This is a genomic window from Streptomyces sp. CNH189 (assembly GCF_000527195.1).
Genome location: NZ_AZUS01000022.1, coordinates 133,823 through 148,363, shown reverse-complemented (window position 1 = coordinate 148,363; position 14,541 = coordinate 133,823). Strand labels below are relative to the sequence as shown.

The 14,541-nt window shown below is 71.0% G+C and carries 12 protein-coding genes; 2 read left to right on the top strand and 10 right to left on the bottom strand.

Translation table 11 applies throughout. The annotated features are described in order from the left end of the window. Positions 1-108: 108 nt before the first annotated feature. From mreD to B100_RS0127060, 8 genes are all read right to left on the bottom strand, one after another. Complete coding sequence (gene mreD, locus B100_RS0127095) at positions 109-777, bottom strand: rod shape-determining protein MreD (protein ID WP_024887542.1); 669 nt, start codon at positions 775-777, stop codon at positions 109-111. 13 nt (positions 778-790) lie between these two features. After that, positions 791-1,732, bottom strand: coding sequence for a rod shape-determining protein MreC (mreC, locus tag B100_RS0127090; RefSeq protein ID WP_024887541.1), 942 nt, complete (start codon positions 1,730-1,732; stop codon positions 791-793). Between the two features lie 171 nt (positions 1,733-1,903). Continuing rightward, the gene (locus B100_RS0127085) at positions 1,904-2,923 is read right to left on the bottom strand and encodes a rod shape-determining protein (protein WP_024887540.1); all 1,020 of its coding nucleotides are present in this window, start codon (positions 2,921-2,923) and stop codon (positions 1,904-1,906) included. A 1,010-nt stretch (positions 2,924-3,933) separates the two neighbouring features. Then, positions 3,934-4,347: a nucleoside-diphosphate kinase gene (gene ndk, locus B100_RS0127080; RefSeq protein WP_024887539.1), complete on the bottom strand. Its 414-nt coding sequence runs from the start codon at positions 4,345-4,347 to the stop codon at positions 3,934-3,936. 65 nt (positions 4,348-4,412) lie between these two features. Then, positions 4,413-4,763 carry a DUF4233 domain-containing protein gene (locus B100_RS0127075; RefSeq protein ID WP_024887538.1) on the bottom strand — a complete coding sequence of 117 codons (351 nt, stop codon included), beginning with the start codon at positions 4,761-4,763 and terminating at the stop codon, positions 4,413-4,415. Positions 4,764-4,769: 6 nt separating this feature from the next. Continuing rightward, positions 4,770-6,290, bottom strand: coding sequence for a bifunctional tetrahydrofolate synthase/dihydrofolate synthase (folC, locus tag B100_RS0127070; protein WP_024887537.1), 1,521 nt, complete (start codon positions 6,288-6,290; stop codon positions 4,770-4,772). Positions 6,291-6,344: 54 nt separating this feature from the next. Next, positions 6,345-7,385 (bottom strand): acyltransferase family protein, encoded by a 1,041-nt coding sequence (locus B100_RS0127065; protein ID WP_024887536.1) that lies wholly within the window; start codon positions 7,383-7,385, stop codon positions 6,345-6,347. A gap of 146 nt (positions 7,386-7,531) precedes the next feature. Further along, positions 7,532-10,156: a valine--tRNA ligase gene (locus B100_RS0127060; protein WP_024887535.1), complete on the bottom strand. Its 2,625-nt coding sequence runs from the start codon at positions 10,154-10,156 to the stop codon at positions 7,532-7,534. A gap of 136 nt (positions 10,157-10,292) precedes the next feature. Between B100_RS0127060 and B100_RS0127055 the strand changes: the two genes are divergently transcribed. Together B100_RS0127055 and B100_RS0127050 are read left to right on the top strand one after the other, a co-directional pair. Beyond that, positions 10,293-11,321 carry a hypothetical protein gene (locus B100_RS0127055; protein WP_024887534.1) on the top strand — a complete coding sequence of 343 codons (1,029 nt, stop codon included), beginning with the start codon at positions 10,293-10,295 and terminating at the stop codon, positions 11,319-11,321. 37 nt (positions 11,322-11,358) lie between these two features. Then, positions 11,359-12,297 carry a hypothetical protein gene (locus B100_RS0127050; RefSeq protein ID WP_024887533.1) on the top strand — a complete coding sequence of 313 codons (939 nt, stop codon included), beginning with the start codon at positions 11,359-11,361 and terminating at the stop codon, positions 12,295-12,297. Positions 12,298-12,362: 65 nt separating this feature from the next. On the opposite strand, the gene clpX is transcribed toward B100_RS0127050, so the two are convergent. After that, positions 12,363-13,649 carry an ATP-dependent Clp protease ATP-binding subunit ClpX gene (clpX, locus tag B100_RS0127045; protein ID WP_024887532.1) on the bottom strand — a complete coding sequence of 429 codons (1,287 nt, stop codon included), beginning with the start codon at positions 13,647-13,649 and terminating at the stop codon, positions 12,363-12,365. 182 nt (positions 13,650-13,831) lie between these two features. Continuing rightward, positions 13,832-14,539 carry an ATP-dependent Clp protease proteolytic subunit gene (locus B100_RS0127040; protein WP_024887531.1) on the bottom strand — a complete coding sequence of 236 codons (708 nt, stop codon included), beginning with the start codon at positions 14,537-14,539 and terminating at the stop codon, positions 13,832-13,834. Positions 14,540-14,541 lie beyond the last annotated feature (2 nt).

Sequence of the window (14,541 nt, the reverse complement as noted above, 5' to 3'; positions counted from 1 at the left end):
CCTCCCCCTCTCAGAGCGCGTGCGTGCGGATGGTGACGAGTGGTGAACGACCGGCCGGTGGACGCGCGTTCCGGCCGCGTTCACCCGTACCGGTGAAGTTTCGGGAGGTCACAGGCGCTTGACCCCCTTGATGCGTCCGGCGCGGGCCGAGCGGGCGCGGGCCGCCTTGACCCGCAGTCCGTTGCGCTGGCCGCCGATGCGCAGTCCGGTGCCGCCGGAGAGCCAGCCCGAGGAGATGTCCCCGGACCTGGTGGAGTTCGTGTCGGCGAGCGGGTCGTTCTCGGCGCGCCGGGCCAGTGCCATCACGCCGGGCACCACGAACGGCGCGAGCAGCAGGTCGTACAGGGCGGCCGTGAACAGCAGTCCGCTCAGGCCTACGTGGCGGGCGGCGGTGTCGCCGACGAGGGCACCGACCCCGGCGTAGAGCAGGGTGGAGCCGACGGCGGCGGCGACGACCACGAGCATCGGGCCGGCCGCCGTCTTCACCTGCCCGCTCTCGGGTTTGACGAGTCCGGCGAGGTAGCCGATGACGCACAGCACGAGCGCGTAGCGGCCGACGGCGTGGTCGGCGGGCGGGGCGAGGTCGGCGAGGAGGCCGGCGGCGAAGCCCACGAGGGCGCCGCCGACATGGCCGTAGACCAGGGCGAGACCGAGGACGACGAGCAGCAGCAGGTCGGGGACGGCACCGGGGAGGTGGAGGCGGGCGAGGACGCTCACCTGGATCACCAGGGCGACGACGATCAGCGAGCTGGAGAGCAGGATCCGGTTGACGCGCATGGGGTGACAGCTCCTACTGCTCTTGCTGGTTCAGGCCGTCGGCAGGGGCCGAGGGGGTGACGGTCACCGTCACGGTCGGCGTCGGGGTCGGCTTGGGCTTCTTCGGCAGCACCGTGTCGCGCGGGTCCTTCGCGGGCGCCTGCACGACGACGCCCACCACGTCGAGCTTGCTGAAGTTGACGAACGGGGTGACGTACAGGGTGCGGGTCAGGTCGCCGCCGGAGGGGTCGACGCGGGAGACCACGCCGACCGGGACGCCGGGCACGAACGGCTTGTCGGCCTGTGAGCCGAAGGTGACCAGCCGGTCGCCCTTCTTGATCTCGGCCTTGCCGTTGAGCAGTTCGACGCGCAGCGGACGGTCGCCCTGGCCGGAGGCGAAGCCGAGTTCGTCGCCGGCCTCCATGCGGGTGCCGACGGTGAAGTCGGGGTCGCTGGCGAGCAGCACGGTGGCGGTGCCGGGGCCGACGGTGGTGACCCGGCCGACCAGGCCGTCGCCGTTGAGGACGGTCATGTCGCGCTTGATGCCGTCGTCGGCGCCCGCGTCGATGGTGATGGTCCAGGAGAAGCCCTGGGCCGCTCCTATGGCGATGACCTGGGCGCCCTTGATGCCGTACTGGCCCTTGCCGGCGATGCCGAGGAGCTTGTCGAGCTGCTTGAGGCGGCTGCGTCCGCGGTCGTCGCTGCCGAGTTCGGCCTTGAGCGCCGCGTTCTCCCGCTCCAGTTCGGCGAGCCGGTCGTGCCGGTCTCCGGACTCGCGGACGGCGGTGACCGCGTTGCCGATCGGGTCGACCGCGCTGGACACGCCGTTCTCGATCGGGCCGAAGACGGACGCCGCCGCCTGCCGGGCACCGTCGACCGGTGAGTCCTCCCCACCGCGGATGTCCACCGTGATCAGTGCGAACGCGGTGGCGATCAGCAGCACCAGGAGCAGCCGGCTCTCTTTCGTGTCCCTCACGTGCGGCGGCCGTGCCTTCCTCGTCGAGAACGGGTATGAGGTGGGGGTCTGTTCAGCTGTGGGGTGGTGCGGGCCGGGGCCTTCGGGGCGTCACCGCCGGCCTTGGGCCTCGATACCAGCGCTCCGCCGCACGAGAGGGAGCGTCTCGTACGGCGGAGTCGTGGCGGTGTGTCATCTGCGGGGCTGGGCGTCCAGCACCTGCTGGAGGGCCTCGAACTCCTCGACGCACTTGCCGGAGCCGAGCGCCACGCTGTCCAGGGGGTCCTCGGCGATGTGGATCGGCATGCCGGTCTCCCGGCGCAGCCGCTCGTCGAGGCCGCGCAGCAGCGCTCCGCCGCCGGTCAGCACGATGCCCCGGTCCATGATGTCGCCGGACAGCTCCGGCGGGCACTTGTCGAGGGTCGTCTTGACCGCGTCCACGATGGCGTTGACCGGTTCCTCGATCGCCTTGCGCACTTCGGCGGCGGAGATCACCACGGTCTTCGGCAGCCCCGAGACGAGGTCCCGGCCGCGGATTTCGGTGTGCTCGTCGGTGTCGAGGTCGTACGCCGAGCCGATCGTGATCTTGATCTGTTCCGCCGACCGCTCACCCAGCAGGAGGGAGTACTCCTTCTTGATGTGCTGGATGATGGCGTTGTCCAGCTCGTCGCCCGCGACGCGGATGGACTGGGCGGTGACGATGCCGCCGAGGGAGATGACCGCGACCTCCGTGGTGCCGCCGCCGATGTCCACCACCATGTTGCCGGTGGCCTCGTGGACCGGCAGTCCGGAGCCGATGGCGGCCGCCATGGGCTCCTCGATGATGTGCACCTGACGGGCGCCGGCCTGGGACGACGCCTCGATGACGGCGCGGCGCTCGACGCCCGTGATGCCCGAGGGCACGCAGACGACGACTCGCGGACGAGCCAGATACCGCCGCTTGTGGATCTTCAGGATGAAGTAGCGGAGCATCCGCTCGGTGATCTCGAAGTCGGCGATGACGCCGTCCTTCAGCGGGCGCACGGCAACGATGTTGCCGGGGGTGCGCCCGATCATCTTCTTCGCTTCGGCACCGACCGCGAGGATGCCACCGGTGTTGGTGTTGATCGCGACGACGGACGGCTCGTTGAGTACGATTCCGCGACCCCTGACGTACACCAGCGTGTTGGCGGTCCCGAGGTCGACAGCCATGTCACGGCCGATGAACGACATTGAGTTCCCCATCAGGATTCGTCTGGCCTTCCCACGAGCTTTTGAGGGCTTTTCAGGTCGGCGAGGTGGGTGCGGTGACGCGATGGCGTCCATGGTAGACGTGCCTTCGCGCACACTGTGCGAGGGTCTTCGCCATTGTCATCAGATGGCGGGTCGCCCTGCCTTTGGAGACGGCCCATCGGGGGCATCCGTTCCCCCGAACGCCGTGCATATGCCAAATGTGGCCCGGGGGCAAAGCTCCCAGACCCTATGACGTGCGACAAAACCGTGGACCGCTGCCGCGATGTGATCGTTATGCGCGGATTCCCTCGTGGTGAGACGGGGTCGCGCGCGGCGTCACCCCGACGTGTCCGCCCGGGCGCGCCGGGTCACCACGACACGCCACACCCCGGCCGCGCGGCTCACCCGCGCCGCCACGCCCTGGGGCCGCGCGGCTCACCCGCGGGCCGACCACGCTCCCACTCGGCGCGGGGAGGCGCCGGGCCCTTCCCGGCACACGCCGGGCGCCACACCTCGACACGCACCAGGAGCCGAGGCTCCGCACGCCCGCACAGCCACGGCCAAAAGCCCGCGCGGCTCCGGCGCGGCACGAGCCGAACAGGCACGCGGTGAGAGCTGCGGCCGGCACGCACAAGAATCCCGGCCGGGCCTGGGGATCCGACGCGGAGCACGCCGGACGGGCCTGCGCCGAGAGCTCCCGCTCGGGCACGGCAACACCCGCCCCGGCACGCCAGGCATCCCGGCCCTCCCGGCCGGCACCCCGCCTCGACGCGGGTCGACACGCCGGCTCACCCGGACGGGCAACACCTCGACGTGGCCGGCCGCCCGCCCCGGTCGGCCGTTCTGGCCTCGGCGCGGCCGGCAACCCGCCTCGGTGGAGCGCCGTGCCGGCACGGCGTGCACGCATGCTTCGGTCCGGGTGCGGCCGGAACTCCGGCGCAGCCCGCGCCGGCAGCCCCGACCGGGCGTGTCGGGGCTTCGAGGCCGGACCGGACCGGCCAGGAGGTGTCTCAGGCGCGGCCCGGGAAGAAGATCTTGATCTCGCGTGCGGAGGACTCCTCCGAGTCGGACGCGTGGATCAGGTTCTCGCGGACGATCACGCCGTAGTCGCCGCGGATCGAGCCCGGCGCGGCGGCGATCGGGTCGGTGGGACCCGCGAGCTGGCGCAGTCCCTCGATGACCCGCTCACCCTCGACGATCATCGCCACGACCGGGCCGGACGCCATGAACTCCACCAGCGGCTCGTAGAAGGGCTTGCCCTTGTGCTCGCCGTAGTGCTGCTCCAGCGTGTCCTGGTCCAGCGTGCGCAGCTCCAGCGCGGTGATCCGCCAGCCGGCCTTGCGCTCGATGCGGCTGATGATCTCGCCGGTCAGGCCACGACGGACGGCGTCGGGCTTGAGGAGGACGAGGGTGCGCTGGGTCACGACGGGGCTCCTTGTGCGTCAAATGGTGCGGGTCACAGAGGTTACCGGGCGTGTCGGACCGTCCGTCACGCAGTGTCCGACTGCTGCGCCTGTGCGGCGAAACGGGCCTTCGCCTCGTCCACCTTCCGCCCGAAGTGCACCGACGCCCACCACAGCAGCGCGAAGACCGCGCCCAGGAAGAACATCATCGGCACGAAGACCCCGGAGGCGACGAGCGCGATCTGGAGCGCCCAGCCCAGGGCCACCCCGCCCGGCCGGCCGACCATCCCGCACAGCACGACCGACAGGAACATGGCGATGCCGCAGACCGTCCACACCGTGCCGGTGGACAGGTCGGGCTGCTTCATCGCCACGAGACCGGCGAAGCCGATCACGAAGAACTCGCCGATCAGCGTCGACGAACAGAGCGTACGCACGGGATCTCAGCCCTTCCCCAGGAGCAGTCGGGCCTCGCCGACGGTGATGACGGAACCGGTGACGAGCACACCGCCGCCGGCGAACTCGCCCTCCTCCTCGGCCAGCGTGATCGCGGCCTCCAGGGCGTCCGGGAGCCGGGGCTCGACCTGTACGCGGTCCTCCCCGAACACCTCCACGGCGACGGCGGCCAGTTCGTCGGCGTCCATCGCGCGGTGGCTGGTGTTCTGGGTGACGACGACCTCGGCGAAGACCGGTTCGAAGGCCTCGAGGAGCCCGCGTACGTTCTTGTCGCCGCTCGCGCCGACCACGCCGATGAGGTTGCTGAACTGGAAGGCCTCGCCGATCGTGTCGGCCGCCGCCCGCGCGCCGGCCGGGTTGTGGGCGGCGTCCAGCACGACGGTCGGCGACCTGCGCACGACCTCCATGCGGCCCGGCGAGGCGACGGAGGCGAACGCCTTGCGCACGGTGTCGATGTCGAGCGGCTGGGCGTGCTGGGAACCGATGCCGAAGAACGCCTCGACGGCCGCGAGGGCCACCGCCGCGTTGTGCGCCTGGTGGGCGCCGTGCAGCGGCAGGTACACCTCGGTGTACTCGCCGCCCAGCCCGCGCAGCGTCATCAGCTGGCCGCCGACGGCGACCTGCCGGTCCAGGACGCCGAACTCCAGGCCCTCGCGGGCCACGGTGGCGCCCACCTCGACGGCCTTCTTCAGCAGCACCTGCGCCGCGTCCACCGGCTGCTGCGCCATGATCACCGTCGCGTCCTGCTTGACGATGCCGGACTTCTCGGTGGCGATCTCGGCGGGCGTGGAGCCGAGCCGGTCGGTGTGGTCCAGGTCGATCGGCGTCACCACGGCGACGCCGGCGTCGATCACGTTCGTCGCGTCCCAGGCGCCGCCCATGCCGACCTCGACGACCGCCACGTCCACGGGCGCGTCGGCGAAGGCGGCGTACGCCATGCCGGTCAGCACCTCGAAGAAGGACAGCCGGTACTCCTGGGAGGCGTCGACCATCTCCACGTACGGCTTGATGTCCTGGTACGTCTCGATGAACCGCTCGGCGGAGACCGGTGCCCCGTCGAGGCTGATCCGCTCGGTGACGGACTGGACGTGCGGGGAGGTGTAGCGGCCGGTGCGCAGGTCGAAGGCGCCGAGCAGGGCCTCGATCATGCGGGCCGTGGACGTCTTGCCGTTGGTGCCGGTGATGTGGATCGAGGGGTACGCGCGCTGCGGCTCCCCGAGGACGTCCATCAGGGCGGCGATGCGGGCCACCGACGGCTCCAGCTTTGTCTCGCCCCAGCGGGTGGCGAGTTCCGCCTCCACCTCACGCAGGGCCTTGTCGACCTCGGGGTCGGCGGGGCGCGCGGGGACGTCCGCCTGCGGCGGTCCGCCCTGGGTGCGCAGCGTACGGCTGCCGGCCTCGATCACCGCCAGGTCGGGGTCGCGGCGGGTCTCCTCCTCCACGAGCTCCGCGAACTCCTCGAAGGTGTCGTCCGGGTCGGGACCTGCTGAATCTGGGCGCTCGCTCACGCTCCCCAGTCTACGGAGCGGCGCGAGTGGTGCCCCGCACACCCCGCTGCCGGATCAGCCGAGCCAGGCGCGCCACCCCAGGCGCCCCCACAGGAGGCTCACGGCGAAGGACAGCGCGGCCGCCGCCACCGTGGTCACGGCGAGCGCCACCGGGGCCCAGGGCCCGGCCGGCAGGTGCCCGGCGGCCGGCCCGGCCAGCAGCGTCACGAACACCAGGTGCACCAGGTACGTCCCGAACGACGCGTCCGACAGCCGCGCCAGCAGCGGCCGGGCCCGCTCCGGCACCCGTACCCCGGCCACCGTCCCCAGCACCGCGAAGGTCACCGCGGCCACCGCCGCGCTGCCGTACGCGGCGGGGTGACGCACCGTGAGCTGGTACACGGCGAGGACGGCGAGCGCCACCGCGGCGGCCGCCGCCCACAGCGCGCGCGGGCCGCGTCGCGGGGCGGCGAGCAGCGCGGCGCCGGCCACCGCGTACACCACCGAGGACAGCGGCACCGACCACGCCCAGTCGGGCGGCGCCCACCCGGTGGGCGTCGTCACGTCCCCGAGGAGCGCCGGTGCGACGGCCAGTGCGGCCAGCAGCACCGCCGAGCGGCGGGGCAGGGCGCGCCCCCGTACCACCAGCACCACGACGCCGAGCAGCAGGAGCAGGGGGACGTAGGCGTACAGGTACCAGAGGTGGAAGGCGGCCTCCACGGACCCGAAGAGCGCCCGCACCGCCTCCTCGCCGGCCTGGTCCCGGTTCCCTCCGGACACGGAGGACGCCAGCAGGTAGAGGGCCGTCCAGAGGGCCATCGGGCGCAGGATCCGGCCCAGCCGGGCGAGCAGCCGGGCCTCGTCCCGCACCGGCGCGCCGGACAGCGCGGCCCAGCCGGCCATCGCGAAGAACGCGGGCACGGCGAACCGGCCCGCCGTGTCCCCGAGGATCCCGGTGGTGCGGTGCCCGGCGTCGATGAACTCGGCGGAGGCGTGCACCAGGACGACGGCGGCGGTGCACAGCACCCGCAGCAGGTCGATGTCGTACCGCCGCTCCCGGCCGGTGGCGCGGTCCGGCGCTTGCGGTGCGGCGGCGGGGGACGTGGCGGGGGACATCGGCGGGGGCGCTCCTGGCGGCGTGGGCCTGTCGGCGGGCGGAGCCGACAGGTTCCCCCCGCCGGGTTACCGGGCCGCCACCACGACGTGAACGGCCCCCGGCCGGGAGGTACCGGTCGGGGGCCGTACGGACTGCGGGCCGGGCGTCAGGCCTGGGGCAGCCGGTCGAGCTGGGTGCGGATGCGGACGATGTCGTCCTCCGCCTTGGCGAGCCGCGTGCGGATCTTGTCGACGACGTGGTCCGGGGCCTTGGCCAGGAACGCCTCGTTGCCGAGCTTCGCCGTCGCCTGGGCCTTCTCCTTCTCGGCGGCGGCGAGGTCCTTGGCGAGCCGCTTGCGCTCGGCGGCGACGTCGATCACGCCGGACAGGTCCAGCGCGACCTCGACACCGGCGACGGGCAGGGTCGCGGTCGCCGTGAACGGGTCGCCCTCGGGCTGGAGGCGCAGCAGCTGGCGGATGGCCGCCTCGTGCGCGGCGAGAGGGGTGCCCTCCAGGGTCAGCCGGGCCGGGACCCGCTGGCCGGGCTGGAGGCCCTGGTCGGCGCGGAACCGGCGGACCTCGGTGATCACCGACTGGAGCGTCCCGATCTCCCGCTCGGCGGCCTCGTCGCGGAAGCCGCTGTCGGCCGGCCAGTCGGCGATGACGACGGACTCGCCGCCGGTCAGCGTCGTCCACAGGGTCTCGGTGACGAACGGGACCACCGGGTGCAGCAACCGCAGCGTGACGTCGAGGACCTCGCCGAGGACGCGCTTGCTGACCTCGGCCGGCTCGCCGCCCGCCTGGAACGTCGTCTTGGACAGCTCGACGTACCAGTCGAAGACCTCGTCCCAGGCGAAGTGGAACAGCGCGTCCGACAGCTTGGCGAACTGGTAGTCGTCGTAGTACGCGTCGACCTCGGCGACGACGGAGTTCAGCCGGGACAGGATCCAGCGGTCGGTGGGCGACATCCGGGAGGCGTCCGGCAGCTCGCCCTCGACCGTCGCGCCGTTCATCAGCGCGAAGCGCGTGGCGTTCCAGATCTTGTTGGCGAAGTTGCGCGAGCCCTGGACCCAGTCCTCGCCGATCGGCACGTCGACGCCCGGGTTGGCGCCGCGCGCCAGGGTGAAGCGGAGCGCGTCGGAGCCGTACTTGTCCATCCAGTCCAGCGGGTTGACCACGTTCCCGAAGGACTTGGACATCTTCTTGCCGTTCTGGTCACGGACCATGCCGTGCAGGGCGATGGTGTGGAACGGCGGGGTGCCGTCCATCGCGTAGAGGCCGAACATCATCATCCGGGCGACCCAGAAGAAGAGGATGTCGTAGCCGGTGAGCAGGACGGAGTTCGGGTAGAACTTCGCGAGCGACTCGGTCTGCTCGGGCCAGCCCAGCGTGGAGAACGGCCACAGGCCCGAGGAGAACCAGGTGTCGAGGACGTCGGAGTCCTGGCGCCAGCCCTCGCCGCTCGGCGGCTCCTCGTCCGGTCCGACGCAGACGACCTCGCCCTCCGGCCCGTACCAGACGGGGATGCGGTGGCCCCACCACAACTGCCGCGAGATGCACCAGTCGTGGAGGTTGTCGACCCAGTCGAAGTAGCGCTTCTCCATCTCCTGCGGGTGGATCTTGACGCGGCCGTCGCGGACCGCGTCACCGGCGGCCTTGGCGAGCGGGCCGACCTTGACCCACCACTGCAGGGACAGCCGCGGCTCGATGGTGGTGCCGCACCGCGAGCAGTGGCCGACGGAGTGGGCGTAGGGGCGCTTCTCGGCGACGATCCGGCCCTCGGCGCGCAGCGCGGCGACGATGGCGGAGCGGGCCTCGAGGCGGTCCAGGCCCTGGAAGGGGCCGTGCGCGGTGATGACGGCGTGCTCGTCCATCACGGCGATGGACGGCAGGTCGTGGCGCCGGCCGATCTCGAAGTCGTTCGGGTCGTGGGCCGGGGTCACCTTGACGGCGCCGGTGCCGAACTCGGGGTCGACGTGCTCGTCGGCGACGACCGGGATGGAGCGGTCGGTCAGCGGCAGCTTGACGAGCTTGCCGATGAGGTGCTTGTAGCGCTCGTCCTCGGGGTGGACGGCGACGGCCGTGTCACCGAGCATCGTCTCCGCGCGGGTGGTGGCGACGACGATGGTCTCGTCGCCCTCGCCGTACTTCATGGAGACGAGCTCGCCGTCGTCGTCCTGGTAGTTGACCTCGATGTCGGAGATCGCGGTCAGACAGCGCGGGCACCAGTTGATGATGCGCTCGGCGCGGTAGATCAGCTCGTCGTCGTAGAGCCGCTTGAAGATGGTCTGGACGGCCTGGGACAGGCCCTCGTCCATCGTGAAGCGCTCACGCGTCCAGGCGACGCCGTCGCCGAGGCGGCGCATCTGGCCGCTGATCTGGCCGCCGGACTCGGCCTTCCACTTCCAGACCCGCTCGACGAACGCCTCGCGGCCCAGGTCGTGGCGGGACTTGCCCTCCTTGCCGAGCTCCCGCTCGACCACGTTCTGCGTGGCGATGCCGGCGTGGTCCATGCCGGGCTGCCACAGCGTCTCGTACCCCTGCATGCGCTTGCGGCGGGTGAGGGCGTCGATCAGCGTGTGCTCGAAGGCGTGGCCCAGGTGCAGGCTGCCGGTGACGTTCGGCGGGGGGATGACGATGGTGTAGGGCGGCTTGTCGCTCTTCGCGTCCGCCTCGAAGTAACCCCGCTCCACCCAGCGCTCGTACAGCGGCCCCTCTACGTCGGCCGGCGCGTACTGGGTCGGCAGGTCGGTCGTGGGCGCTGGTGGCTGCTGCTGAGCGTTGTCGGTCACGGGCTCAGTTTAGAGCCGTCACGGGGGTGTCCCGAAACGCGTTTCCTTTGTAACGGTGCGACCCCCGCCGGTCTGGAGTCGTTGACTCTGAGCCAGGATGTCAGCAGCACGTAAGCGTCTGGAGGGGAACCCAGTCATGAGCCACAACCAGCCGGGTCCGTACGGCGGGCAGCCTCAGCAGCCCGGCCCGTACGGCCAGCAGCCGGGACCGTACGGCCAGCAGCCGCAGGTCCCCCAGCCTGGTTACGGATATCCCCAGCAGACGCCCCCGCCGGCCCAGCCCGGCTACGGCTACCCGCAGCAGCCGGGACAGCCCGGCGTCCCGCCCCAGCAGCCCCCTTACGGCCAGCAGCCGCAGTACGGGCAGCAGGCCCCCTACGGCCAGCAGCCGCCCTACGGGCAGCCGCCGTACGGCGCGCCGCCCCAGCCCCCGGCCTCCGGCGGGGGCGGCGGCAAGGTGGCCGCCATCGTGGTCGGCGCCGTCGCGGTCGTGGCGGCCATCGGTGTCGGCGCGTACTTCGTCATCGGCGGAGGCGGTGGCGGCGGCGCGGACGGCCTGAAGGACGACGGTCCGCACAAGCTCACCACGCCGCAGACGGTGCTGGACGACTACAACCGGTTCGGCAAGGGCTCCGAGGAGAGCGACTCCGACACCGCGAAGGACATGGAGAAGAGCGGCGTCAAGAACGGCACCGCCATCCTCGGCCAGTGGTCGACGGCCGACTTCGGCAGCTACGACCCGGCCGATCCCAGCACCGCCGGCGACTTCCCCGACCGGTCGGAACTGCTCACCGCCAAGGGGGTCACCATGGTGGGCGGTTACGGCGAGATCGCCGACCCGGAGAAGACGCTGGACAAGTTCTTCACCAACATCCAGGAGCAGGTGGATAAGAGCTCCTCGGGGAACTCGGGCGGGATGGAGAAGCCCGAGCTGGTCGGCGAGCCCGAGGAGGTCGAGATCGACGGCACGGTCGCCAAGTGCCAGTCGACGAAGAGCACCAACTCCCTCACCAAGAAGCAGTCGACCGACTGGTTCTGCGCCTGGGCCGACCACAGCACGGTCGCCATGGTCTCGCCCGGTGACAACGCCGGCACGGGCGTCGACAAGGACACCGCGGTCGACCTGACCACCAAGCTCCGCGAGCAGATCCGCGTCACGGCCTGACCGCACCGCAGCAGCGAACACGAGGGGGAACCCAGTCATGAGCTTCAACCAGCCGGGCCCGTACGGCGGGCAGCCCCAGCAGCCCGGTCCGTACGGCCAGCAGGGCCCGTACGGCCAGCCGCCGCAGACCCCGCCCCAGCCCGGCTACGGGTACCCCCAGCAGACGCCCCCGCCCGGCCAGCCCGGCTACGGCTACCCGCAGCAGCCGGGACAGCCCGGGGTTCCGCCGCAGCAGCCGCCCTACGGCCAGCAGCCGCAGTACGGCATGCCGCCCCAGCCCCCGGCGTCCGGCGGAGGCGGCGGCAAGAAGGCCGCGATCATCGTCGGCGCCGTCGCGGTCGTGGCGGCCATCGGTGTGGGCGCCTACTTCGTCCTCGGCGGGGACAGCGACGGCGGCGGCCTGAAGGACGACGGCCCGCACAAGCTGTCCGCGCCCTCGTCGGTCCTCTCGGACAAGTACGACCGCCAGGGCCCGGCGCAGGAGGAGAAGGCGAGCACCAGCGACGCCAAGGACCTGGCCACGGCCGGGGTGAGCGACGCGACCTCGGTCGCCGCCGTCTACTCCACCACCGACCTCACGAAGCTGGACCCCGAGGACCCGGAGGACCTGGCGAAGCTGCAGACCGCGGAGAACATCACCTACTTCGGCGTCTACGGCAAGGTCGAGGACCCGGAGAAGGCCCTCGACGTGATGTTCACGCAGATGCACAAGAACACCGACGGCGAGAAGGTCAACCTGGTCGGTGAGCCGAAGTCGGTGTCCCCCGGCGGGCTGGACGGCGCCGTGATGAAGTGCCAGGAGGCCGAGACCACGCACCCGGTCACCAAGAAGGAGCAGACGACCTTCATGTGCGTGTGGGCCGACTACAGCACGGTCGCCGTGGTCGAGCCGACCGCCACCGGCAAGACCTACTCGCTCGACGAGTCCGCGAGCATGGCCGCCGACGTGCGCAAGGACGTGCGGGTCGCCAAGTAGGCCTTGGCACACGGAAGGGGCGTCCGGCGCGATGCGCCGGACGCCCCTTCCGTGTGTGTCGAGGGTTACGCCGTCTTCTGCTCGCCCGAGCCGCGGCCGCGCGAGTCGCGCGGGATGAGCGTCGGGTTGACGTTGGACAGCACCACGTCGGCGGTGATGACCACGCGGGCGACGTCCTTGCGGGACGGGACCTCGTACATCACGCCCTGGAGGACCTCCTCCATGATGGCGCGCAGGCCACGGGCGCCGGTCTGCCGCAGGATCGCCTGGTCGGCGATGGCCTCCAGCGCCTCGCGCTCGAAGTCCAGCTCCACACCGTCGAGTTCGAACAGGCGCTGGTACTGCTTCACCAGCGCGTTACGCGGCTCGACCAGGATCTGCAGCAGGGCCTCGCGGTCGAGGTTGTGCACGCTGGTGATGACGGGGAGCCGGCCGATGAACTCGGGGATCATGCCGAACTTGACCAGGTCCTCCGGCATGACCTCCTCGAACTGGTCCTTGGACTCCCGCTCCTGCTTGGAGATGATCGTCGCGCCGAAGCCGATGCCCTTGGCGCCCGCCCGGCCCTCGATGATCTTCTCCAGACCGGCGAAGGCGCCGCCCACGATGAACAGCACGTTCGTCGTGTCGATCTGGATGAACTCCTGGTGCGGGTGCTTGCGTCCGCCCTGCGGAGGGACCGAGGCCGTGGTGCCCTCGAGGATCTTCAGCAGGGCCTGCTGCACGCCCTCGCCGCTCACGTCCCGGGTGATCGACGGGTTTTCGCTCTTTCGGGCGACCTTGTCGATCTCGTCGATGTAGATGATCCCGGTCTCGGCCTTCTTGACGTCGTAGTCGGCCGCCTGGATCAGCTTGAGCAGGATGTTCTCCACGTCCTCGCCGACGTACCCGGCCTCGGTGAGCGCCGTGGCGTCGGCGATCGCGAAGGGGACGTTCAGCATGCGGGCGAGGGTCTGCGCCAGCAGGGTCTTGCCGGAGCCCGTGGGGCCCAGCAGCAGGATGTTGGACTTCGCCAGCTCGATGGCGTCGTCACGGCCCTGGGCGCCGCCGTTCTCGCCGGCCTGGACGCGCTTGTAGTGGTTGTACACCGCGACCGAGAGGGCCTTCTTGGCCGCCTCCTGGCCCACGACGTACCCCTCGAGGAACTCGTAGATCTCGCGGGGCTTGGGGAGCTCCTCCCAGCGGACCTCGCTGGTCTCGGCGAGCTCTTCCTCGATGATCTCGTTGCAGAGATCGATGCACTCGTCGCAGATGTACACACCGGGCCCTGCGATGAGCTTCTTGACCTGCTTCTGGCTCTTGCCGCAGAACGAGCACTTGAGCAGATCGCCGCCGTCACCGATGCGTGCCACGGTGTGCTTCCCCTTCGCCTGGGAGACGCCGGACATCCATGTCCGACGGCTCCTGGTGCTGCCTTATGTCCGACGGTACCTTGCCTGGCCCCCCGTTCGGGCCCCCCTTGGCACGGTTCACTTTGACGTGGACCGTGCCAAACCGTGCCAAGGGGCGGCAGACGTTACACCCCAGCCCCGCATCAGCGCAGGCTGGAGTTGTCCATCTTCCGGGTGGTGATGATCTGGTCGATCAGGCCGTACTCCAGCGCGTCCTCGGCCGTGAGGATCTTGTCGCGCTCGATGTCCTCACGGATCTTCTCGATCGGACGGGTGGAGTGCTTGGCCAGCATGTCCTCCAGCTGCGTACGCATGCGGAGGATCTCGTTGGCGGCGATCTCCAGGTCGGACACCTGGCCGCGGCCGGTCTCGCTGTAGGGCTGGTGGATCAGTACCCGGGCGTTCGGCAGCGCCATGCGCTTGCCGGGCGTGCCCGCGGCCAGCAGGACCGCGGCGGCGGAGGCCGCCTGGCCCATGCAGACCGTCTGCACGTCGGGCTTCACGTACTGCATGGTGTCGTAGATCGCGGTGAGCGCGGTGAAGGAGCCGCCGGGGCTGTTGATGTAGACCGAGATGTCCCGGTCGGGGTCCATCGACTCCAGGCACAGCAGCTGCGCCATGACGTCGTTGGCCGAGGCGTCGTCGATCTGCACGCCGAGGAAGATCACGCGCTCCTCGAAGAGCTTCGCGTACGGGTCGTACTCGCGGATGCCCTGGGAGGTGCGCTCGACGAAGCGCGGAATGACGTAACGGGACTCGGCCTGCGGGCCGGTGTAACGGCCCTGCGAGGCACTCATGTCCTGCGCGGCCTGCATACGGTCGTACATCCCGCTGCCGGGGAATGCGTTCACGG